Genomic DNA, 21,875 nt, shown 5'->3' on the forward strand with positions numbered 1-21,875 from the left:
GATTTGTTGGCAGGAAGCGGCGCGGTGTCAGAGACGCCGTGCAGGTCGGTCGCGTGTGGCCAACGAGAGTGGGCCGCGTATCTATACCGCGGCCGGTTCCCAGCCGGTCAGCAGGGCGTCCCAGCCGGGGAACCATTCGAGCAGGGCGATCTGCGCCGTCCGGTCCCAGCCGAACCAGATGGCGAGGCCGGTGAGCAGCAGCACCACGCCGAACAGCCGCTGGATGGTGGCGGCGTGGCGCTGGAACCAGTCCAGGCGGCGCACCAATTGGCGGCCGCCGAAGAGCACGGCAGCCATGGGCAAGGCAGTGCCCAGCGAGAAAGCGAGCGTGATGGCGACGGCCCCGGGCCCGACGTTCTGGTTGAGCGCCAGGGTGATCACCGAGGCCATGATCGGGCCGACGCAGGGCGTCCAGGCCAGGCCGAGGCCGAGCCCGACGACGAGGCCGCCACCGAAGCCGGCCGTCGCCGTGGCTGGAGCCCGACCGGCGAGGCCGCCCGTCCAGCGTTCAAACGACACTTGCAGGCGGGGCACGACCAGCACCAGGCCGAGGACGACGAGCACGATGGCGCTCAAGGTGCGGTTGACGTCGGGCGGCACGCCCAGCGTGCGCACCAGGGTGCTGAGCGCCAGGGTCGCGGCGCTGAAGGCGGCGATGAAGCCGATGATGACGCCGAAGGGCCGGGCGCGGCCGTCCTGCGTCGCCGTCGCCAGGAGCATCGGCAGCAGCGGCAGCACGCAGGGCGACAGGATGGTGATCACGCCCGCGACGAAGGCGAGCGCCAGGCTCAGCACCATGTCGGATCAGAGGCTCGTATGGGCGTTGAGGCCGTTGACGCCGCCGCTGTTCCACAGATCGACGCCCTTGCCGGCCTTGTCGAGCAGCACGAACGTATCCTGGTAGGTGACGCCGAACCTAGCCTTCAGTGCCGTTTCCTTGTCGTAGTCGGCAATGACCAGGGTCAGGCCGGGCCGCACCTTGTCCCAGCGTGCATTGAGCTCGGTCACGGTGGCGCGGCAATCGGGGCACCAGGCGGCGTAAAAGAAGACGACGGTGGTGCCCCTGGCGGCGAGGGCATCGAGCTGCGCGTCGCTCTCGAAGGAGAGCACCTGCGCCGGCGCGGGCGCCGCCGTGGCCGCGCGATCATCGGCCAGCGCCGGCACGGCGGCGAGGATGGGCAGCACGAAAACCAGGGCGGCGAGAAGGCGGCGAAGCAAGGAGGGCATGGGAGGATTCCGGTGCGGCGCACGGCCGTTCGACAGGTCGGCATTATCGCCGGCGCGGCGGCGCATGCCTATGGGCTCACACGGAATTTCATTGCCGTCGGGGCGCTGTGGCGGGGATAGAAAATTCAGCCTTGCGGCCCGCAATTGGAATGCTGTGAGCAGCGCCCGCCATGGCGATGCGCTTATGATAAGGCCAGCTCATCCAACCTCACAGGATCATTCGATGCGTTTCAACGTTCTCGCCACGGCGCTGGTGCTCGGCCTTGCGGCCGTGGGCAGCGCCCATGCCGAACGGCTCACCGACCAGCCGCTGGTCGATGCTGCGTGGCTCAACGGCCATCTCGGCCAACCGGGGCTGGTCATCATCGATATCCGCGACAAGACCAAGGACGGGGCCCCCTATGCCGCGGGGCACGTGCCGGGCGCGGTGGAAGCGCAATATTCGGCCTATGGCTGGCGCGCCAGCATCGATGGTGCGCCGGGCCTGCTGCCCAAGCTCGACGACATCAGCGCCAGGATCGCGGCGCTCGGCGTCAACGACGATACGCAGGTGGTGATCGTGCCGGACGGCAGCAGCATCAGCGAGTTCGGCGGCGCCACCCGCGTCTACTGGACGTTCAAGGTGCTCGGGCACGACAACGTCACGATCCTCGATGGCGGCTACAAGGCGTGGACCGCGGCGGGCGAGCCGGTATCGACCGACGTGGTGACGCCGAAGGCCGGCACCTTTGTCGCCAAGTTCCGTCCCGAGCTCCGGGCCGAGGTCGCCGAAGTGCAGCAGGCGATCAAGGACGACGTCAACCTGATCGACGCGCGCTCGGTGGCGCAGTTCATCGGCAAGGAGAAGACCTCGACGGTGAAGGAGCTGGGCACCATCCCGACCGCCGTCAACATCAATTTCGACAAGTTCTGGGACCCGCAGACCAATCGCTTCGCCAGCAAAGCGGCGATCGAAGCGCTGGTGCAGCAGGCCGGGCTGGTCGACAAGGACGGGGTGATCACCTTCTGCAACACCGGACACCTGGCGTCGATCGCCTGGTTCGGCCTGTCGGAGGTTGCCGGGCTCAAGCATGTGCGGCTCTATGACGGCTCGATGTCGCAGTGGACGCTCGATCCGGCGCGCCCCGTCGTCGTGCAGAACTGACGGCCCCGCCATCCTGACGCGCGCCCGAGATTGCGGTCTCGGGCGCCGGCTTTTATGAGACATGCGGTCGGACACTCGACCCGGATCGGACTTCACGTGACAGACCTCAGCGCTTCCCCGCCCGCTCCCGCTCTTGCCTGGCCCAAGCTCGATCGCGGCCCGGTGCTGGTGGTGCTCGCCATGTTCGTGCTCGGCGCCGTGGCGATCGCGCAGATCGTCGATGCGCGGCAGGCGGTGCTGTTTGCCATCGGCGGCCTGCTGGGGGCGACGCTCTACCATGCCTCGTTCGGCTTCACCGGCGGCTGGCGCCGGCTGGTGGTCGAGAAACGCGGCGCGGCGGTGCGGGCGCAGATGCTGATGGTGGCGATTGCCGCCGTGGTGTTCATTCCGCTGCTGGCGCAGGGCAGCGCTTTCGGCCAGCCGCTGGCCGGCGCGGTGGCGCCGGTCGGCGTCTCGGTGCTGGTCGGCGCGGCGATGTTCGGGCTCGGCATGCAACTGGGCGGCGGCTGCGGTTCGGGCACGCTGTTCACGGTCGGCGGCGGCAGCGCCCGCATGCTGGTGACGCTGGTGTTCTTCATCGTCGGCGCCGTGCTGGGTACGGCGCATCTGCCGTGGTGGCTGGCGCGGCCGTCGCTGCCGACGATCAGTCTCGGCACGGCACTGGGCGCACCGGCGGCGGTGGCGGTGACGCTGGCGGGGCTCGCGGCGGTCGCCGGGATCACGGTGCTGATCGAGCGGCGCTCGCATGGCGCGCTGGAGCGGCCTTCCACGCCGAAGACGCAAGGGCTGTCGCGACTGCTGCAGGGGCCATGGCCGCTGCTCGGCGCGGCGGTGGCGCTGGCGCTGCTCAATATCGCGACGCTGCTGATTGCAGGCCATCCCTGGTCGATCACCTATGGCTTCGGGCTATGGGGCGCGAAGGCGGCGCAGGCTGTCGGCGTGCCCGTCGCGGGCTGGGAGTTCTGGACCTGGCCGGCGCAGGCGCTGGCGCTCAACCGCAGCGTGCTGTTCGACGTGACCTCGGTGATGAATTTCGGCATCCTGCTGGGCGCGGCGCTGGCCGCGGGGCTCGCCGGGAAATTCGCGCCGAAGGCGAAGCTGCCGCTGCTGTCGGCGCTGGCCGCGGCGATCGGCGGCGTGCTGATGGGTTATGGCGCGCGGCTATCGTTCGGCTGCAATATCGGGGCGCTGTTCAGCGGCATCGCGTCGGGCAGCCTGCATGGCTGGGTGTGGTTCGCGGCGGCGTTCGTGGGCAGCTTCGCCGGCGTCGCGCTGCGGCCGCTGTTCGGGATGGACGGGTTCAAGAAATGAGCAGCTCACGCAACACCCTGCTGTTCGGCGCGGCGCTGCTGGCGGCGACCGCCGCCGTCGCCGCCGACCAGGTGGCGCGCGGCCGCGGACCGGCGGCCCCAGCCGCGACGGCCGCTGCTGCCGATGCGGCGTCGCCCGACGAGGCGGCCAATCCCTGTGCCGCCGGCGCCCCCTGCGCCGCAGCGGCGCCCTGCGCTGCGGCTGCACCTTGCGCTGCGGCCGCCCCGTGCGCCGCTGCAGCGCCCTGCGCCGCCGGCGGCTGACGATGGCGTCCGACGCGGACAGGCAGCGGGCGGCCCAGGAAGCGCTGTTCTGCGAGCAGATTCTCGCCAAGGGCGGCGACAACGTGCTGCACGCGACGCTCCGCGATGCGCCGGTGACGGCCTGGAGCCACTATCCGCCGGGCGACGTGTTCGACCCGGCGTCGGGTGGGCAGTGGTACTATCATTGCCACCTGCCGCCGGAGGAGGGCGAGCACGGGCATTTCCATTGCTTCGTGCGGCCAGACGGCAAGAACGGCCCGGTGCACCATCTGGTGGCGGTCGGCGTCGACGCGCATGGGCGACTGCGGCGACTGTTCACGGTCAACCAATGGGTGGTCGGCGACACCTGGCTCGGGGCCGAGGCAAGCATTGGCCTCATCGAGCGCTTCGACATGCAGATGCCGCAGCCGTCCTATCTCACCAACCGCTGGCTGACGGCGGTCCTGCGGCTCTACGGCGACGAGATCGCCGAGCTGATCCGGCAGCGCGACGCAACCCTGGCCGCGCATCGCCCGCCTGACGGCACGTCCGCGGTGGACGACCGCGAACTCGAGGTGACGTCGGAACTGCGGGTCGATCTGGCGGCGACGGCGAAGAGCCTGGGGCTGTAGGCAGATCGCTCAGCCGGGCGACAGCACGCCCAGCAGGCTGACGATGGCGATGACGAGGGTGCCGATGATCAGTTCGGCGACGGTGCCGTCGCGCAGGGCGTTGGCGCCGGTGGGGCCGGTCGGGATCTTCGGCATGAAGACGTAGCGGTTGACCAGGGCCAGGATGCACATGGTGCCGACCAGCGCGACCTTGACCAGCAGCAGCACCTGGTAGGCCGAGGCAAAGCTCAGCGGCGTGTCGCGCAGCACCAGCCAGCTGTTGGAAAGGCCGCTGGCCAGCGCCAGGGCGACTGCGAAGTGGCCGAGCCCCGAGAAGCGGCGCAGGGCGCGGTCGGCGTCGGCGGCGTAACGCGGGTCGGAGATCTGGCGCAGCACCAGCACCAGCGACAGCAGCGAGCCGAACCAGAAGCCCGAAGAGATGAGGTGGACGACCTGGCTGATCTCGCTCAGCGTGCCGAGCACGCCGGTCTCGGCCACGGCGTGGCCGACGAAGGCGAGGGCCCCGAGGGCCAGCAGGGCGGCGATCGCCAGCACTGCGCCGCGGCGTGGTCCGAACAGATGTGCGGCGAGCACGCAGGCGGCGCCGAGCAGCAGATTGGCGATCCAGGCCTTGCCGAAACTGGTCGCGGTCAGCACCAGCCACAGGGTCGCGGGGTTGATGGCGTCGGCCCAGCCGTCGCCCATGTTGCCGGCCTCGAAGCCGAGCCAGGCGATGGCGCTGAGCAGAAGCAGCCAGGCATTGAAGACGGCGATCCGCCGGGACAGCGTCAGCAGGCTGTTGCTCAGCGCCGCCGACGCGATCCAGGTTTCGAAGACGGCCGTCCCGAAGAGCTGGATGGCCGCCGAGTAGTGGAGAAAGCGAGCGATCGAGAGCGCGATCTCCATCGTCAGTCCTTATTGTGCGACCTTGAACGTATAGGTTCCGGTCGTCTTATGCCCGTCGGCAGATACCGCCGTCCAGTCAACGGTGTAGTCTCCCGCCGGCAGTGCGCCGGTCAGCGGCGCCAGCAGCGTCTTGTCGTCCTTGGGATCGAGGGCGAGGGCGCCCAGGGCGACCTCCTTGCCGGCGGCGTCGGTCAGCTTCAGCTTGCTGAAGGCGAAATTGAGCTGCTCCGAGAACACCAGCCGCAGCTCGGTGAGGGGCGCCGGTGCGGGCGCCGGGGTGGCCGCGTCCACGGCCGCCGGCACCTCCGAGAGGAGCTTGGCGTGGGCGAAGGCAGGGCCGGCGGCGAGCGCCAGCGCGGCGGTCGCGACGACGAGGAAGGCGGTGCGGAAAGGTTTGAAGCGCATGATGATCTCCTGTTGCTGTCAGTGGCCCGAAGCGTTGGGATTGGGTGGAGCGTCGAACACTTCGGGGTTCGGGTCGCCCTCGACGACGAGGTAGCCGGCCAGTCCGCGCTCGGCGCGCGACAGGGCGTGGTCGACCAGCACGTAGCGGCCGGGGACTTCGAGCTTGAACTCGACGATGTTGGCCGAACCGGGGGGCACCGAGATGCTCTGCACGTTCTCGATCGGCGGGCTGGTCACCGAGCCGAGCTGGTAGGCCTTGTCGAAGATCTCGCCGATGACGTGGAACGACGAGGTGAAGTTCGGCCCACCGACACCGAAGAAGATGCGGACCGTCTCGCCGACCTTAGCCTTCAGCGGATAGTGGTCGGTGAGGGCGCCGACATGGCCGTTGAAGACAAAATATTCCGGCGTCTCGTTGAGCAGCTTGTCGTAGCTCGCGGTCAGCAGGCCGGGCGTGCCGAGGGCTTCCTCGGTGTAGATCTCGCCCTGCATGACGTAGAACTCGTGGTCGACCGGCGGCAGGCCGCCTTCGGGCTCGACCAGGATCAGGCCATACATGCCGCTCGAGATGTGCATGGCGACCGGCGTCACGGCGCAGTGATAGACGTAGATGCCCGGATTGAGCGCCTTGAAGGTGAACTGGTGTTCTTCACCGGGGTTGGCCGAGGTGGCGCCGGCACCGCCGCCAGGGCCGTTGACGGCATGGAAGTCGACGTTGTGCATCATCACGCTGTTGTCGTTGTTCTTGAGATGCACCTCGACGGTGTCGCCGACGCGCACGCGCACGAAGGGTCCGGGCACGCGTCCGTTGAAGGTCCAGAACTGGTAGGTGGTGTGTTCATCGAGGCGCGCCTCGACCTCCACCGTCTCGAGCTGGACCACGACCTTCTGCGACGTCGTGCGGGTGATCGGTGGCGGGATGTCGGTGGGATCGTGGGCGATGTCGGCAACGCCGTTGCGGACGTTGATGGCATAGAGCCGGTCGCCCAGCGAGGTCGAGGTCATGGTGTGTGCCGCCGGCATGACGTGGCCGCCGCCCATCGCCATCTGGTCTTCGGCCAGCGCCACGGCGGGGGTGGCGAGGGCGCCGAGGGTCAGTCCGGCCGACCCCACAAGCAGGTCGCGGCGCGACAGGCCGTGAGCTTCGTGGTCCGGCCTGGTGGTGCTCTTGCTGTCAGTCATTTGATCCCTGCTCCTTTGCTGCGGGACGACGGTTGAATGCGGTGGGCGTGTGCTCAGGGGTGGCTGGGTTCCGGCCGGGGCGCCCCAGGTGAAGCGTCCCGGCCGGCCGGTCCCGAGCCTCCTCCGGACGTCTGCTGCGGCCAGCCGGAGCTGGCCGGCTCGGGACGGAGGGTGATCGCGGAGCTATTTGAGCTCCCCGAGGATTTCGTTCAGGCGGTCCTGGGCCTTCTTGGGGTATTTGGCGGCCTTGACGGCATCGAGGTTGCTCAGGTCGTCGCCGACGACGACCACGGCGACCATGCCGAGGCCGAAATGCGGCTCGCAGCGCACGACGTAGACGCCCGGCACGGTGAAGGTTTCGGCGAGCGGCTGGCTCAGCTTGCCCTTGAAGGGGGTCGCGCCGGGCGGGATCATTTCGGTCATGGCGACGGCGTCGTGACCCTTGTCCACCGGCTGGAAGGTCACCGTGTCGCCGACCGCGACCTTCACCAGATCGGGCTCGAAGACCATGGCGCCCTTGGCGCCCTTGTTGAGCATGTTGACGTCGACATTGGCGGCGAGCGCCGGCGCCGCGCCGCCAAGCAGCATGGCGGCGACGAGTGCGAGACCGAGGGCTTTCATGATATTCTCCTATGACGTTCCGGGTCACCGAAGTGACGATGCGGGGAATAGAGCGGGGGCCCCTCGGTCACTTTGCTCTGGGACAAAGAGCGCGGTATTTCGCTGCATGGCTCCCATGAGCGACACGCACGGCCTGTGCGGCGGCGGCATCGGCTGCTATGGACGGGTCACAGACCCGACAGCAGGCGAGACGATCTGATCGTGACGGCACCGGACCGCAGCATCCTCAAATCCCTGCCGATGTTCGCGCAGTTGAACGATGCCGAGCTCGACAAGGTCGCGGCGCGTGCGGCGAGCCGCCGCCTTGCTCCCGGCAGCGTGGTGTTCGGCCAGGGCGATGCGGCAGAGCATTTCTTCGTGCTGGTGCATGGCCGGCTGCGCGTCACGCAGGTGACGCCGCAGGGCGAGCAGATCGTCGTTCGCATGATCAATCCCGGCGATCTGTTTGGCCTGGCGAAGGCGCTGCGGCGCTCCACCTATCCGGGCACGTCGACGGCGGTGGTGGAGAGCCTCGCGCTGAGCTGGCCGATGACGGACTGGGACGCGATGGTGGCGCACCATCCGGCCTTCGCGGCAAGCACCATCCAGACCATCGGCGACCGCCTGCAGGATGCGCATTCTCGTATCCGCGAGATGTCGACCGAGGTGGTCGAGCGGCGCGTCGGCCACATGGTGCTGCGTCTCGCGCAGCAATCGGGCAAGCGCGAAGCGGAGGGCATCCGCATCGACTTTCCGATTTCCAAGCAGGATCTGGCGGAGATGACGGGCACGACGCTGCATACGGTGTCGCGCATCCTCATGGCATGGGAAGAGGCCGGGCTGGTCGACAGCGGCCGGCAGAAGCTGCTGGTCAAGGACCCGCACCGCCTGCTGCTGATCGCCGACGGTCTGCAGCCGGGGCTGCTGGGCTAGCCTCGTCGGCGGCAATCGCCGCTTCCACGGCACGCTGTAATCCGGCGAGATCCTGCCGGTGCTCGCGGGCGGCGTCGGCGAGGCGGTTGAAGCGCGCGATCGGGCAGCCGACGCAATGCAGGCCATGATCGACGAAGACGCGGATCGTGCCCGGCCAGCGCGACATGATCTCGTGCAGTGACATGGTCCGAAGCGGCGGCATGCTCGGCCTCCAAAGAGCCCGCATGTGCAATCGCGAAAGGTCCCGTGTCCTTGCGCTGGCGCAAAGACGGCGGGAGGCGCGCGCGGCATGGGTCGGGTGTCATGAACCAGAGCATTTCCACTCCGCCGCCCGCCGCCGCGCGCAAGCCGGTGCCACGCGGTATCGCGCGGTCGGGACCGGCCGTGCTTTCCTACGGTTTCCGGCCCTTCTTCCTCCTCGCCGGCATCGTCGCGGTGCTCGACATGGTGCTGTGGATCGGTGCCCTGTCGGGCTGGTGGGAGGTAGGTGGCCCGGAGGGGCCGATCGCCTGGCATGCGCACGAGATGCTGTTCGGCTATGCCACTGCCGCGCTCAGCGGCTTCGTGCTGACGGCAGTGCCGAACTGGACCGGCCGGTTGCCGGTTTCGGGCCTGCCGCTGCTCGGGCTTGTGGCGTTGTGGGCGGCCGGACGCGTGCTGCTGATGCTGCCGGTCACCGCCGGCAGCCCGGTGAGCGCGGTGGTCGACTGCCTGTATCTGCCGGCGCTGGCGTTCGTGGTGACGCGCGAGGTGGTGGTCGGCCGCAACTGGCCGAACTTGCGGGTGGCGTTGGCGCTTTCCGCGCTGGGGCTGCTCAACGTCGCCTTCCATGCGGCGAGTTTTGCCGGCTGGGACGAGACGGCGCTGCTGCGCGGCACGGTGGCGCTGTTCGTGGCGCTGGTCTGCCAGGTCGGCGGGCGCATCATTCCGAGCTTTACGCGGAACTATCTGGCCCGGCGCGGCGCACAGCGGCTGCCGCGGCCGCTGGGGCGGATCGACCATGCCGCGCTGCTGGCGGCGGTGCTCGCCGGACTCGCCTGGGCGATCCTGCCGGACGGCTGGCCGACGGTGCTGCTCGCCGTGGGGGCGGCGATCCTCCATGCCTGGCGGCTCGCGGGCTGGCAGGGGCAACAGACGTGGCGCGAGCCGCTGCTGCTGGTGCTGCATATCGCCTATAGCTTCATTCCGCTGGGCTTCCTCTGCGTCGCAGCGGCGGCGCTGGAGGTCGTATCGCCGGCGTCGGCGCTGCATGTGCTCACGGTCGGAGTGATCGGCCTCACCACGCTGGCGGTGATGACGCGGGCAAGCCGGGGCCATACGGGCCGACCGCTGACGGCGTCTTGGAGCACGACGGCCGCCTATGCGTGCATTGCCGTGGTGGCGCTGCTGCGGCCCCTCGCTGAGATGTTGCCGGAGGCCTACCATCCGATCCTGGCGGTGAGCGCCGCCGGCTGGATCGCCGGGTTCGCGATCTTCGTGTTCGAGCATGCTCCGATGCTCATGCGGCCATCGCGGTCGGCTCCAAAATAGCGACGACGACCGTTCAGACGTCGCCGACGCTTGATGGAAAGGACACGGTGACGGCAAAGCCCTTGCCGCGGTCGGAGCGGATTTCGGCGCTGCCGCCGCTGAGGCCGGCGATCTCGCCGACGATGGCGAGGCCGAGACCCTGGCCCGGCTTGTCGCCGTGCTCGCGGGAAAAGCGCTGGCCCAGATGTGCCGCCTTGTCGGCGGCAAGGCCTGCGCCGGTGTCGGTCACCGACAGGATGACGGCGTCGGCCGTCTCGGTCACCGACACTGTCGCTTCGGCCCCACGTCCCGCATAGGCGATGGCATTGGCGATGAGGTTGCCGATGAGTTCGCCGGTGAGCATGGCGTCGGCCCGGACCAGCGCATGTTCGGCGCCCTCGTACCCAAGGTCGATGCCGGCGCTGTTGGCTTCCGGCACGCGCTCGGCGGCGACGGCGCGGGCGATCTCGGCGAGATCGACCAGCGGCAGATGGGCGCGGTCGGAGGCCGCCTCATCGATCCGCGCCAGCAGCAGCAACTGCGCCAGCACGCGCTCGGCGTGCTCCACCGCAGCGTCGGCCTGGGCGATGGCGGCGTCGCGGTCGGCAGCAGTGCCGGCGCGCCGGGCCAGCGCCAGTTGCGTGCGCACGATCGCCATCGGAGTGCGCAATTGGTGGCTGGCATTGCCGGTAAAATGCCGCAGGGCGCCAAGCGCCGAGCTCAGGCGCGTCATGAACGAGTTGATGGTGTCGACGAGACCCTCGACTTCGCGCGGCACCGCCTGGGCGATCGGGCTCAGATCGGAGGGGCTGCGCTCGGCGATGGCGCCGCGCAGCCGGTAGAGCGGGCGCAGCGACAGGCCGACGGCGAGCCAGACGACGACCGCGGCGGCAGCGATCAGGACGCCCAGCCGGATCGCCGCCTGCAGCAGCAGCGAGCGGGCCAGCAAGCTGCGGGCGATCATGGTTTCGGCGACGGTCACGGTGAAGGGGATGGCGCTGACGCCGGAGGAGGCAGCGCGCTGCAGCGAGCCCAGGCGGATCGGCTCGCCGTGAAAGGTACTGTCGCCATAGACGATGTCGGAGCCGGCACCGGGTACGGTTGGAAGGGCGTTGTAGCCGGTAATGAAGCCGGCGGGCCCGTCGACGCGGTAGAACACCCGATCCTGCGCCGACGAGGTGAGCATTTCGAGCGCGACGTAAGGGACGTCGACCTCGAGGCCGCCATCCTCGGCGACGATGACGCGCTCGGCGATGGCGAGGATGGAGCCGGCCAGCACGCGGTCCGAGACCTGTGTCGCGGTCTGCTGCGCCTCGCGCCAACTGTCGGCGACAGCCGCGGCGGCGATGGCGACAAGCGCCAGCAGCAGGCCGGCGAGCAGCCGCTGGCGGAGGGAATAGCTTCTGCTCACGCGTCGGTCCGATCGAGGTAGTAGCCGAGCCCTCGAGCGGTGCGTACGGTCAAATCGTAGGGCGCCAGCCGCTTGCGCAGGCGCGAGACGTATTGCTCGACGGCGTTGGCGCTGAGGTCGTCGTCGAAATCGGCGAGCGAGTCGATGATCGCCTGCTTGGCAACGACCTTGCCGGCCCGCATCAGCAGCGTTTCGAGCAGCTTCAGCTCGCGCGCCGGGACGTCGAGCGTGACGCTGCCGGCGGTGACGGTGCGCGTCACGGTGTCGAGGCTGATGTCGCCGAACGAGATTTGCGCCGTGTGCAGGCCGGCGCGGCGGCGCAGCAGCACGCGGACACGCGCCTCGAGCTCGGGGATGTCGAAGGGCTTGCTCATGTAGTCGTCGGCGCCGAGGTCGAGGCCGCGCACGCGCTGGTCTATGGCGCCGCGCGCGGTGAGCACCAGAACGGACGAGGTGCTGTGCCGCCGCCTGAGGGCGCGCAGCACGTCGAGGCCATCCATTTCGGGCAGATTGAGATCGAGGATGACGAGGTCGAAATCGGTATTGCTGGCCGCCGCGTCGGCGGAGACGCCGTCATGGACGACATCGACGGCGTAGCCGGCCGTCCGCAGCACCGCTGCAAGCCCGTCCGCAAGCGTCGTATTGTCCTCGGCAACGAGTATGCGCATCCCACCCCTCCCCGCCGATGCTAGTCGCAGGGGTTGCCGGGGCGCAAGGCAGGCGGCATGCTGCGCCGATGTTTGCCCGCCTCGCGCTCCTTGCCGTGCTGGTTGCGACGCCGGCGCTGGCGCAGCCCACGCTGTTTCCGGCGCGCGACGGCAATCCCACGCCGCGGACGGTCACCGTCTATTCCTCGCTCGACGCGCCGCTGGCGCGGCCGATGATCGAGGCGTTCCAGGCGAAGTATCCGGCGATCGCCGTGTCGTACGAGGATCTGCAGACGGCCGATATCTACGACCGGATCGTCAAGGAGACCGATGCCGGCGGGGTCACCGCCGATTTCGCCTTCTCGTCGTCGATGGATCTGCAGATGAAGCTCGCCAATGACGGCTATGCGCAGCCGGCGCATGTGGCGCTGGCGGCGAGCTGGCCGCGCTGGGCCAATTGGCGCGACACCGCCTATGCCCTGACCTACGAGCCGGCGGTGTTCATCTACAACAAGCCGGCCTTTGCCAGCCGCACGCCGCCGGCGACGCGGGGCGAGCTGCTCGACTATCTCGAGGACAATGCGGACAGCGTGTTCGGCCGGATCGGCACCTACGACATCGAGCGCTCGGGGGTCGGGTTCATGTTCTTTTCCCGCGACCAGGAGCAGTATGCCGACCTCTGGCGGCTGGTCGGAGCGATGGGAGCGGCGGGAGTCAAGCTCTACTCGACCACCTCGGCCATCGTCGAGCGCGTGGCCAATGGCCAGTTCGTGTTCGGCTACAACATCCTCGGCTCGTATGCGGCGGAGGCGGCATCGCGCAATCCCGACCTCGGCATCGTGCTGCCGCGCGATTTCACCATCGTCACCTCGCGCATCGGGCTGGTGCCGAGCGCCGCGGCCAATGCCGATCTCGGGCGGTCGATGCTGGAGTTCTTCATGTCGGCGGAGGGGCAGACGATCATGGCGCAGAAGCTGCAGATCGCTGCGCTCAATCCCGACGTCACCGGCGACAATACCGCCAACGCCATGCAGGCGGCGCTGGGCCAGCAGCTCCGGCCGGTGCCGGTAAGTCCCGGCCTCATGGTCTATCTCGACCAAGTCAAGAGCGCCCGGTTGATCAAGCGCTGGAACGACGCCCTGCGCCGCCAATGAGCGGCGACAGGTTGGTGACAGCTTGGTGTGCTCCCATGCTGCAAGGGCCGACTCCACAATAAGCGGAGCGACCTGAGGAGTCTGGGAGGACTCGGACAACACTGACTGCCCATTGTGGGCGCCCGGGGTCTCCCCATGGCGCGGCCTGCTGCTGCACGGCCGCACGAGGAGGAAGCATGAAACACACCATCGCTGCGTCCATTCTGGCCGCTGCCCTCGCACTGCCCTTTGCCGCGCAGGCGGCCGACTATTCCGTGATGGCCCCGGCGGCGCCGGGTGGCGGTTGGGACCAGACGGCCCGCGCCATCCAGGACGCCCTGACCGGCGCCGGCATCGCGGGCAACGTACAGGTCACCAACGTGCCCGGCGCCGGCGGCACCATCGGGCTTGCGCAGTTCGCGCAGGAGGCCAAGGGAGATCCGAGCAAGCTGATCGTTTCCGGCTATGTCATGGTCGGCGCGATCCTCACCAACAAGTCGCCCGTCGGGCTCGATGCGATCACTCCGATCGCGCGGCTGACCGGCGAGTACGAGGTGATCGTGGTGCCGGCTTCGTCGGACCTCAAGACGCTCGACGATCTGACCAAGAAGCTCAAGGCGGATCCGGGCTCGGTGTCCTGGGCCGGCGGCTCGGCCGGCGGCACCGACCACATCACCGCCGGCCTCTACGCCAAGACCGTGGGGGTCGATCCCAAATCCGTCAATTATGTCGCCTTTTCGGGCGGCGGCGAGGCGCTGGCCGCAGTGCTGGGCAGCCAGACCACGGTGGGCATTTCGGGTTATGGCGAGTTCCAGTCGCAGGTGGAGGCCGGGGCGCTGCGCGTGCTCGGCGTGTCGGCGCCCGACCGCATCGCCATCGTCGATGCGCCGACCTTCAAGGAGGGCGGGGTCGACCTCGTGGTGCAGAACTGGCGCATGATCGGCGCCGGCCCGGACCTCAGCGCGGAGCAGATTGCCGCGATCAACGCCGATATCGAGAAGATGGTGCAGTCCGAGCAGTGGAAGAAGACGCTCGAAACCAAGGGCTGGATCAATACCTATCTCGCCGGTGACGAGTTCAAGGCGCAACTCGCCAAGGAAATCGACAGCACCACGGCCATCCTCAAGGACATCGGGCTCGTTTCGTGAGCACCGAGCTCTCCCAAAAACCTGCGCGCCGCCCGGATCGGGCGGCGCTTGCCGTCGCGGCGGTGCTGATCGCCGTGGGTGGCGTCATCGCCTGGGATGCGAGCCATCTCAATGCCGCGGTGCGCTATGCCCGCATCGGCCCGCAGACCGTTCCCTATGTGGTGGCGGTCGGCCTCGCCGGGCTCGGCCTCTGGACGATCATCGAGGCGCTGCGCGGCGATTTTCCCGAACGCGAGCCGCAGGAGGTCCGGCCGGTGCTGTGGATCGTCGGCGGCCTGCTGCTGCAATTGCTGACGATTCGCACCGTGGGCTTTTCGATCGCAACCGGACTGCTGTTCGCGCTGGTGGCGCGTGGCTTCGGCGAACGGCGCTGGTGGATCAGCGTTCCGGCCGGGGTGGTGATTTCGATGCTGGTCTGGCTGCTGTTTGCGCGCGGGCTGGCTCTCACCTTGCCAGGCGGGCCGCTCGAGCACGCCCTCTCCGCCGCGCTGTCGGCCCTGTTGACACTGGTCGTTCCGGGATCCGCCGCATGAATACGCTCGATCTGCTCATCCAGGGGCTGGGCGTTGCGATCCAGCCGATGAATCTGCTTTACGCCCTGGTCGGCGTGACCCTCGGCACGCTGGTGGGCGTGCTGCCGGGAATCGGCCCGGCGACCACGGTGGCGCTGCTGCTGCCGGTGACCTACCGGCTCGATCCGGGCGGCTCGCTGATCATGTTCGCGGGCATCTATTATGGCGGCATGTATGGCGGTTCGACCACGTCGATCCTGCTCAATACGCCGGGCGAAAGCGCCTCGATCGTCACGGCGCTCGAGGGCAACAAGATGGCCAAGAACGGCCGCGGCGGGGCGGCGCTGTCGACCGCCGCCATCGGCTCGTTCGTCGCCGGGCTGATCGCGACCATGGCGCTGGCGTTCCTTGCGCCGTGGATCGTAAAGTTCGCCCTGGCGTTCGGGCCGCGCGAATATTTCGCGCTGATGGTGCTGGCGTTCGTCACGGTGTCGGCGGCGTTCGGCGAGTCCACCCTGCGGGGCCTGACCTCGCTGTTCGTCGGGCTGGCGCTCGGGCTCATCGGCATCGACCAGCAGACGGGGCAGGCGCGGCTCAGCTTCGGCGTGCCCGATCTGCTCGATGGCGTCGAGGTGACGACACTGGCGGTGGCGATGTTTGCCATCGGCGAGACGCTGTTCGTCGCGGCGCAGGGGCGGCGCGCGCCCGACCGGGTCGAGCCGGTGCGCGGCTCGCTGTGGATGAACGCGGCCGACTGGGCGCGCTCATGGAAGCCATGGCTGCGCGGCACGATCATCGGCTTTCCCATCGGCGCCATGCCGGCGGGCGGCGCCGAGATCGGGACGTTCTTTTCGTATGCGGTGGAAAAGCGGCTCTCCAGGCACAAGGACGAGTTCGGCAATGGCGCGATCGAGGGCGTCGCCGGGCCCGAGGCGGCCAACAACGCCTCGGCTGCGGGCACGCTGGTGCCGCTGTTGACGCTCGGCCTGCCGACCTCGGCGACGGCGGCGATCATGCTGGCTGGATTCCAGCAATACGGCTTGCAACCGGGCCCGCTGCTGTTCGCCACCAACCCGCAATTGGTGTGGGGGCTGATCGCCTCGCTGCTGATCGCCAATTTCATGCTGGTCGTGCTCAATTTGCCGATGGTCGGCATGTGGGTGCGGCTGCTGGCGGTGCCGAAGCCGTGGCTCTATGCCGGCATCCTGCTGTTCGCGACGCTGGGGACGATCGGCGCCAACCCGTCGGTGGCCGAGCTGGTGATGCTCCTGGTGTTCGGGCTCATGGGCTACGGGCTCAGGGTTTTCGGCTTTCCCATCGCCCCGGTGGTGGTGGGGCTGATCCTCGGGCCGATGGCGGAACAGCAATTGCGGCGGGCGCTGGCGATCAGCCAGGGCGATGTCGGCGTGCTCGTCGCCTCGCCGATCGCCGCGGTCCTGCTCGGGCTGGCGCTGATCGCGCTGGTGCTGCCGCTGATCCTGAGGGCACGGGGCCGCGGGCAGATCCTGGCGGCGGTCGGTGCCGACGATGACTAGCGCCAGGGCTGCCGGCATCGATGCCGGCCGTCCGCCGTCGTTCTTTCCTCAACATGTGATGCCGTGATGCTGGGCCTCGCCCCGTCGACCATTGCCGCCTATCTGCAGGTGATCTTCATCGATGTCGTGCTGTCGGGCGACAATGCGGTGGTGATCGGGCTCGCCGCGGCGGGCTTGCGTCTCGAGCTCAGGCGCAAGGCCATCATGATCGGTATCGTGGCGGCGACGGGGATCCGCATCGCCTTCGCGCTGGCCGCGACGCAATTGCTGGCGATCACCGGGCTGCTGCTGGCCGGCGGGCTGCTGCTGCTGTGGGTGTGCTGGAAGATGTATTCGGAGCTGCGCGTCAGCGGCGAGGCGTCGGAGGAGGGCGAGGGCACCGGCGGGCGGCAAAAGACGCTGGGGCAGGCGATCGTGCAGATCGTGCTCGCGGACGTATCGATGTCGCTCGACAATGTGCTGGCCGTCGCCGGCGCGGCGCGCGGCCATCTGTCGGCACTGATCTTCGGGCTGATCCTGTCGGTGGTGCTGATGGGCGTCGCGGCGTCGTGGATCGCGCGGCTATTGCACCGATTCCGCTGGATTGCGTGGGTCGGCCTCGCGATCATCGCCTATGTGGCGCTGGCGATGATCTATGAAGGCGCCGACCAGCTTGTCGGCGGACAGCTACCACACCTGCCGCTGCTCAAATCCTGACGGCCGGACGCGGGGAACGCGTCCGGCCTGAGTGTCCTACGCAACCTTGGCGAGGGCTTGGTCGACGTCGGCGATGATGTCGTCGATGTGCTCGATGCCGACCGAGAGGCGCACCAGATCCTCGGAGACGCCAGCGCGGGCAAGCTCCTCCGGGCTCAACTGCCGGTGCGTGGTCGAGGCGGGGTGGCAGGCGAGCGATTTGGCGTCGCCGATATTGACCAGCCTCAGGATCATCTGCAGGGCGTCGATGAACTGGCTGCCGGCGGCCGAGCCGCCCTTGATGCCGAAACTGACGATGCCGGAGGCCTTGCCCTTGGCGAGTTTCCTCGCGAGCGCGTTGTATTTGTCGCCGGGCAGGCCGGCATAGTTCACCCAGGCGACTTTGGGGTGGTTCTTGAGATGCGTCGCCAGCGCCTCGGCGTTCTCGCAGTGGCGCTCCATGCGGATGCCGAGCGTTTCGAGGCCCATCAGGATCAGGAAGGCGCTGTGCGGGCTCAGCGCGGCGCCGGTATTGCGCAGCGGCACGACGCGGCAGCGGCCGATATAGGCGGCCGGCCCGAGGGCCTCGGTATAGACGACGCCGTGGTAGGACGGGTCGGGCTCGTTGAGCACGGCGAAGCGGGCCTTGTTGGCGACCCAGTCGAACTTGCCGGAATCGACGATGATGCCGCCGATCGAATTGCCGTGGCCGCCGATATATTTGGTCAGCGCGTGCACCACGATGTCGGCGCCGAAATCGATGGGGCGGCAGAGATAGGGCGTGGCCACGGTGTTGTCGACGATCAGCGGCACGCCATGCTTGTGGGCGATGGCGGCGAGGCGCTCGACGTCGACGACGTTGCCGGCCGGATTGCCAATGGATTCGCAGAACACGGCTTTGGTCTTGTCGTCGATCAGCCGGTCGAAGGCATCGAAATCGTCGGCCTTGGCCATGCGCACTTCGATGCCCTGGCGCGGGAAGGAGTGCATGAACAGATTGTAGGTGCCGCCATAGAGCTGGCTGGTCGAGACGATGTTGTCGCCGACGCCGGCAATGGCCTGGATGGCATAGGTGATCGCCGACATACCCGAGGCCACGCACAGCCCGGCGATGCCGCCCTCCATCTCGGCGACGCGCTTTTCCAGCACGTCGGTGGTGGGGTTCATGATGCGGGTATAGATGTTACCGGGCACGGCCAGGTTGAACAGGTCCGCGCCATGCTTGGTGTCGTCGAAGGTGTACGACGTCGTCTGGTAGATCGGCACGGCGGCCGCTTTGGTGGTGGGTTCGGCCGTGTAACCGTGGTGCAGGGCCAGCGTCTCGAGCTTCATGGATGTCGTCCTCTTTCGTCCCGGTCGTGATCGATCCGGGTTGGCCTGCACAATAAACGCTGCCCCGCCGCGACCAAGGGGGTCGGGGAGACGGCCTTGCCATGGTGGGCGGCATCGGGAGCAAGCCATTCCGCGATCGGGTTGTCCCTCGCATCCGGCTTCAAACCGCGTCAAGCGAATGATATTCGGTTTGTGTACAACGATGATGCAGTGAACCAATGGACATCACGCAGGCGCGGACCTTCCTCGAAATCTCCGACACCGGCAGTTTCGTGGCGGCGGCGGCGCGGCTCAACATCACGCAGACGGCGGTGAGCGCCCGCATCCGGGCGCTCGAGGAGCAGCTCGGGCGGCGGCTGTTCGTGCGCAACAAGGCCGGCGCGCGGCTGACGCCGGCCGGCGAGCGCTTCCTACGCCATGCGCGCACGCTGGTGCAGGTGTGGGACCGGGCGCGGCTGCAGGTGGCGCTGCCGCAGGGCCGCACCGACGTGGTCAGCGTCGGGGCCGAGCTCGCGCTGTGGAACCCGATCCTCGTCGACTGGCTGGTGTGGATGAAGCGCGAAGCGCCCGACATCGCACTGCGCGCCGAGGTGGATACGCCGGCGCGCCTGCTCGAGGCGGTGCATGCGGGGGCGCTGGACCTCGCGGTGCTCTATGATCCGCCGCCGCAGGGTCCGGCGATCGTGGTCGAACTGCTGCACGAGGAAAAGCTGGTGATGGTCAGCACCGATCCACGCGGCCGGATCGACAGCGACGAGTATGTGCATGTCGATTGGGGCCCGCTGTTCCAGGCCAGCCACCAGGCGGCGTTTCCGCAGCATGCGAGCCCGGGGATCTCGACCTCGCACGGGCCGCTGGCGCTGCTGTACCTGATTCAGGCCGGAGGCGCCGGCTATTTCCGGCTGAGCGCCATCGGGCCCTATCTCGAGCATGGCGAGCTTTACCGTATCGCTGCGGCGCCGGAATTCGCCTATTCGGTGCACATGGTCTATTCGAGCCGGGTCGAACAGGGGCTGGTCGACCTCGTCCGGCGTGGCTTTCGGACGAGCGCGGCGGCGCAGGCGAGCGAGGGGCAGGCGCGGCTCTAGCCGTCGCTGTCGGTCGCCGCCAGCCGCCATTGCGATTGCCTGGCTTCGAGGTCGCGCTCGAAGGTCCAGCGTTCGGCGCATTGCACGACGCGCCGCGGGTCGCCTTCGATCACCTGTCCCGCCCGGTCGCGCACCACCGAAACGAGCTCGGTGGCAAAGCGGATTTCGGCCCAGGCCGTGTTGCCGGCCACGCCCGAATCGATGAGCTCGGCGCCGCGAAAGCCGATGAAGGTCAGCGACGCGACCTCGCCGCGCAGGCGCCGGGCCGCGAGGAAGGTGACAAAGTCGACACGCGCCTCATCGGTCAGCAATTGCTCGACGGATTTGAGGTCGTCATGCGCCACCGCCGCGACGATACGCTCGTAGGCGTTGCGGGCATTGACGATGAAATCGGGCTCGCTGTGGCCGGCGACGCGAAGCGGGACCGGCCGCTCCGCCGCAGACGCCTCCGGCGGCGGGACCAGCACGTCGCCGCCGGGCAGGCCGATCATCGCAAGGCGGTGCCGCAGATCGTCCTTGTCGTCGGGATCGGCGTTGGCGGCATCGCGCAGAAAGACCCACAAGCCGGCGATGGCGAAGATGATGACGATGTTGAACACCGCGAGGGCATCAAGCTCTTGCATCGGACGGCTCACGCATGCTCGGACGAGGCCTCGTCGAAGCGCGGCAGCACGTTGTAGGTGTGCTCCGGCGGCGGCGAGGTCAGCGTCCATTCCAGCGTGGTGGCGCCCTCGCCCCAGGGGTTGGCGACGGCGGGACGCTTGCGGACGAACGCCTCGATCATGGTGGCGACGAAGAGGATGACGCCGAAGGTCGAGATGTAGGCGCCGATCGAGGAGACGAGGTTCCACATCGCATAGGCGTCGGGGTAGTCGACGTAGCGGCGCGGCATGCCGGCGAGGCCGAGGAAATGCTGCGGGAAGAAGACGATGTTGACGCCGATGAACATCGTCCAGAAGTGCAGCTTGCCCAGTTTCTCGCTGTACATGTAGCCGGTCATCTTGGGGAACCAGTAGTAGAGGCCGGCGAAGATGGCGAAGGCGGAGCCCAGCGACAGCACGTAGTGGAAGTGGGCGATGACGTAATAGGTGTCGGTCAGCGAGTGATCGACCCCGGCGCTGGCCAGCACCACGCCGGTGACGCCGCCGATGGTGAACAGCATGATGAAGCCGGTGGCCCACAGCATGGGCGTGCGGAAGGTGATGGAGCCGCCCCACATGGTGGCGAGCCAGGAGAACACCTTCACGCCCGTCGGCACGGCGATCACCATCGAGGCGAACATGAAGTAGCCCTGGACGTTGAGGCTGAGCCCGGTGGTGAACATGTGGTGGGCCCAGACCACGAAACCGATGCCGCCGATGGCCACCATGGCATAGACCATCGCCATGTAGCCGAAGATCGGCTTTTTCGAGAAGGTCGAGATCACGTGGCTGACGATGCCGAAGGCCGGCAGGATCATGATGTAGACTTCGGGGTGGCCGAAGAACCAGAACAGATGCTGATAGAGGATCGGATCGCCGCCGCCTTCGGGCTCGAAGAATGTGGTTCCGAAATTGCGGTCGGTCAGCAGCATGGTGATGGCGCCGGCGAGCACCGGCAGCGACAGCAGCAGCATGAAGGCGGTGACCAGCATGCCCCAGGCGAAGAGCGGCATCTTGTGCAGCGTCATGCCGGGCGCGCGCATGTTGAAGATGGTGGTGATGAAGTTGATGGCGCCCAGGATGGAACTCGCGCCCGCAAGGTGGATGGCGAGGATGACGAAATCGACCGCCGGGCCGGGCTCGCCGATGGTCGAGTAGGGCGGGTAGATGGTCCAGCCGCCGCTGTGGCCGTTGGAGCCGGCCGGGCCCTCGACGAACAGCGAGACGAGAAAGAGCAGGAAGGCGGCGACCAGCAGCCAGAACGAGACGTTGTTCATGCGCGGGAATGCCATGTCGGGCGAGCCGATGAGCAGCGGCACGAACCAGTTGCCGAAGCCGCCGATCAGCGCCGGCATCAGCACGAAGAAGATCATCACCAGGCCATGGGCGGAGACCACAGCGTTGTAGGCGTCGGTGTCGTGGAACAGTTGCAGCCCGGGTTGCTGCAGCTCGAAGCGGATGAGGAAGGACAGCGCGGTGCCGAGCAGGCCGGCGAGTACGGAGAACACCAGATAGAGGGTGCCGATGTCCTTGTGGTTGGTCGAGAAGGCCCATCGCCTCACCTGCATCGAGAACGATGACGGGGCGGGGGTCTCGGCGATATCCATGGTCCGGCTCTTTGCTGCGTGCCTCGCGCGCGGCGGCCGGGAGGGGCCGTCGCCGACGCTTTCGCCGGCCAGCTAA

24 protein-coding genes are annotated in these 21,875 nt (G+C 68.2%); 12 read left to right on the forward strand and 12 right to left on the reverse strand.

Going from position 1 to position 21,875, the window contains the following annotated elements; all coding sequences use genetic code 11:
- Positions 1-81: 81 nt before the first annotated feature.
- Together BGO82_RS01740 and BGO82_RS01745 are read right to left on the reverse strand one after the other, a co-directional pair.
- Positions 82-798 (reverse strand): cytochrome c biogenesis protein CcdA, encoded by a 717-nt coding sequence (locus BGO82_RS01740; RefSeq protein WP_291303820.1) that lies wholly within the window; start codon positions 796-798, stop codon positions 82-84.
- Between the two features lie 6 nt (positions 799-804).
- Entirely contained in the window at positions 805-1,227 is a 423-nt protein-coding gene (locus BGO82_RS01745; RefSeq protein ID WP_291303821.1) for a thioredoxin family protein, read from the reverse strand.
- A 223-nt stretch (positions 1,228-1,450) separates the two neighbouring features.
- Here BGO82_RS01745 and BGO82_RS01750 point away from each other — a divergent pair, with 223 nt between their 5' ends.
- From BGO82_RS01750 to BGO82_RS01765, 4 genes are all read left to right on the forward strand, one after another.
- Positions 1,451-2,371 carry a sulfurtransferase gene (locus BGO82_RS01750; protein ID WP_291303822.1) on the forward strand — a complete coding sequence of 307 codons (921 nt, stop codon included), beginning with the start codon at positions 1,451-1,453 and terminating at the stop codon, positions 2,369-2,371.
- Between the two features lie 96 nt (positions 2,372-2,467).
- Entirely contained in the window at positions 2,468-3,682 is a 1,215-nt protein-coding gene (locus tag BGO82_RS01755) for a YeeE/YedE family protein (RefSeq protein WP_291303823.1), read from the forward strand.
- Positions 3,679-3,945, forward strand: coding sequence for a hypothetical protein (locus BGO82_RS01760; RefSeq protein ID WP_291303824.1), 267 nt, complete (start codon positions 3,679-3,681; stop codon positions 3,943-3,945). The genes BGO82_RS01755 and BGO82_RS01760 overlap by 4 nt, the downstream gene beginning before the upstream one ends.
- Positions 3,946-3,947: 2 nt before the next feature.
- Positions 3,948-4,556, forward strand: a complete 609-nt coding sequence (locus BGO82_RS01765; RefSeq protein WP_291303825.1) for a hypothetical protein — start codon at positions 3,948-3,950, stop codon at positions 4,554-4,556.
- 9 nt (positions 4,557-4,565) lie between these two features.
- Here the strand turns inward: BGO82_RS01765 and copD are convergent, their stop codons facing one another.
- From copD to BGO82_RS01785, 4 genes are all read right to left on the reverse strand, one after another.
- The gene (gene copD, locus BGO82_RS01770) at positions 4,566-5,441 is read right to left on the reverse strand and encodes a copper homeostasis membrane protein CopD (protein ID WP_291303826.1); all 876 of its coding nucleotides are present in this window, start codon (positions 5,439-5,441) and stop codon (positions 4,566-4,568) included.
- Between the two features lie 9 nt (positions 5,442-5,450).
- A complete protein-coding gene (copC, locus tag BGO82_RS01775) occupies positions 5,451-5,846 on the reverse strand; it encodes a copper homeostasis periplasmic binding protein CopC (protein WP_291303827.1) in 396 nt (131 codons plus the stop codon).
- A gap of 18 nt (positions 5,847-5,864) precedes the next feature.
- Positions 5,865-7,028, reverse strand: a complete 1,164-nt coding sequence (gene nirK, locus BGO82_RS01780; protein ID WP_291303828.1) for a copper-containing nitrite reductase — start codon at positions 7,026-7,028, stop codon at positions 5,865-5,867.
- Between the two features lie 183 nt (positions 7,029-7,211).
- Positions 7,212-7,649, reverse strand: a complete 438-nt coding sequence (locus BGO82_RS01785) for a pseudoazurin (RefSeq protein WP_291303829.1) — start codon at positions 7,647-7,649, stop codon at positions 7,212-7,214.
- A 201-nt stretch (positions 7,650-7,850) separates the two neighbouring features.
- On the opposite strand from BGO82_RS01785, the gene BGO82_RS01790 reads away from it, so the two are divergent.
- Complete coding sequence (locus BGO82_RS01790; RefSeq protein WP_291303830.1) at positions 7,851-8,561, forward strand: Crp/Fnr family transcriptional regulator; 711 nt, start codon at positions 7,851-7,853, stop codon at positions 8,559-8,561.
- On the opposite strand, the gene BGO82_RS01795 is transcribed toward BGO82_RS01790, so the two are convergent.
- The gene (locus BGO82_RS01795) at positions 8,500-8,787 is read right to left on the reverse strand and encodes a DUF1858 domain-containing protein (protein WP_366246921.1); all 288 of its coding nucleotides are present in this window, start codon (positions 8,785-8,787) and stop codon (positions 8,500-8,502) included. The two genes, BGO82_RS01790 and BGO82_RS01795, sit on opposite strands and share 62 nt — an antisense overlap.
- Before the next feature lie 77 nt (positions 8,788-8,864).
- Between BGO82_RS01795 and BGO82_RS01800 the strand changes: the two genes are divergently transcribed.
- Entirely contained in the window at positions 8,865-10,091 is a 1,227-nt protein-coding gene (locus tag BGO82_RS01800; protein ID WP_291303831.1) for an NnrS family protein, read from the forward strand.
- Positions 10,092-10,104: 13 nt separating this feature from the next.
- Here BGO82_RS01800 and BGO82_RS01805 read toward each other — a convergent pair whose 3' ends face one another.
- Together BGO82_RS01805 and BGO82_RS01810 are read right to left on the reverse strand one after the other, a co-directional pair.
- Positions 10,105-11,481, reverse strand: coding sequence for a sensor histidine kinase (locus tag BGO82_RS01805; protein ID WP_291303832.1), 1,377 nt, complete (start codon positions 11,479-11,481; stop codon positions 10,105-10,107).
- A complete protein-coding gene (locus tag BGO82_RS01810) occupies positions 11,478-12,149 on the reverse strand; it encodes a response regulator transcription factor (RefSeq protein ID WP_291303833.1) in 672 nt (223 codons plus the stop codon). Before BGO82_RS01810 ends, BGO82_RS01805 begins: the two co-directional genes overlap by 4 nt.
- Before the next feature lie 68 nt (positions 12,150-12,217).
- Between BGO82_RS01810 and BGO82_RS01815 the strand changes: the two genes are divergently transcribed.
- From BGO82_RS01815 to BGO82_RS01835, 5 genes are all read left to right on the forward strand, one after another.
- Entirely contained in the window at positions 12,218-13,282 is a 1,065-nt protein-coding gene (locus BGO82_RS01815; RefSeq protein ID WP_291303834.1) for an ABC transporter substrate-binding protein, read from the forward strand.
- A 176-nt stretch (positions 13,283-13,458) separates the two neighbouring features.
- Positions 13,459-14,409, forward strand: a complete 951-nt coding sequence (locus BGO82_RS01820; protein WP_291303835.1) for a tripartite tricarboxylate transporter substrate binding protein — start codon at positions 13,459-13,461, stop codon at positions 14,407-14,409.
- Positions 14,406-14,942, forward strand: a complete 537-nt coding sequence (locus BGO82_RS01825; RefSeq protein ID WP_291303836.1) for a tripartite tricarboxylate transporter TctB family protein — start codon at positions 14,406-14,408, stop codon at positions 14,940-14,942. The genes BGO82_RS01820 and BGO82_RS01825 overlap by 4 nt, the downstream gene beginning before the upstream one ends.
- Positions 14,939-16,456 (forward strand): tripartite tricarboxylate transporter permease, encoded by a 1,518-nt coding sequence (locus BGO82_RS01830; protein WP_291303837.1) that lies wholly within the window; start codon positions 14,939-14,941, stop codon positions 16,454-16,456. The genes BGO82_RS01825 and BGO82_RS01830 overlap by 4 nt, the downstream gene beginning before the upstream one ends.
- Before the next feature lie 66 nt (positions 16,457-16,522).
- A complete protein-coding gene (locus BGO82_RS01835; RefSeq protein ID WP_291303838.1) occupies positions 16,523-17,152 on the forward strand; it encodes a TerC family protein in 630 nt (209 codons plus the stop codon).
- A 36-nt stretch (positions 17,153-17,188) separates the two neighbouring features.
- Here BGO82_RS01835 and BGO82_RS01840 read toward each other — a convergent pair whose 3' ends face one another.
- On the reverse strand, positions 17,189-18,463 hold the full coding sequence (locus tag BGO82_RS01840; protein ID WP_291303839.1) for an aminotransferase class I/II-fold pyridoxal phosphate-dependent enzyme: 1,275 nt from the start codon (positions 18,461-18,463) through the stop codon (positions 17,189-17,191).
- 218 nt (positions 18,464-18,681) lie between these two features.
- Between BGO82_RS01840 and BGO82_RS01845 the strand changes: the two genes are divergently transcribed.
- Complete coding sequence (locus BGO82_RS01845) at positions 18,682-19,551, forward strand: LysR family transcriptional regulator (protein ID WP_291303840.1); 870 nt, start codon at positions 18,682-18,684, stop codon at positions 19,549-19,551.
- Here the strand turns inward: BGO82_RS01845 and BGO82_RS01850 are convergent.
- The gene (locus BGO82_RS01850; RefSeq protein WP_291303841.1) at positions 19,548-20,174 is read right to left on the reverse strand and encodes a Tim44 domain-containing protein; all 627 of its coding nucleotides are present in this window, start codon (positions 20,172-20,174) and stop codon (positions 19,548-19,550) included. The genes BGO82_RS01845 and BGO82_RS01850 overlap by 4 nt on opposite strands.
- Before the next feature lie 8 nt (positions 20,175-20,182).
- Complete coding sequence (gene ctaD / locus BGO82_RS01855; protein WP_291303842.1) at positions 20,183-21,799, reverse strand: cytochrome c oxidase subunit I; 1,617 nt, start codon at positions 21,797-21,799, stop codon at positions 20,183-20,185.
- Between the last annotated feature and the right edge of the window lie 76 nt (positions 21,800-21,875).

It is taken from the genome of Devosia sp. 67-54, from assembly GCF_001899075.1.
GTDB lineage: Bacteria > Pseudomonadota > Alphaproteobacteria > Rhizobiales > Devosiaceae > Devosia_A.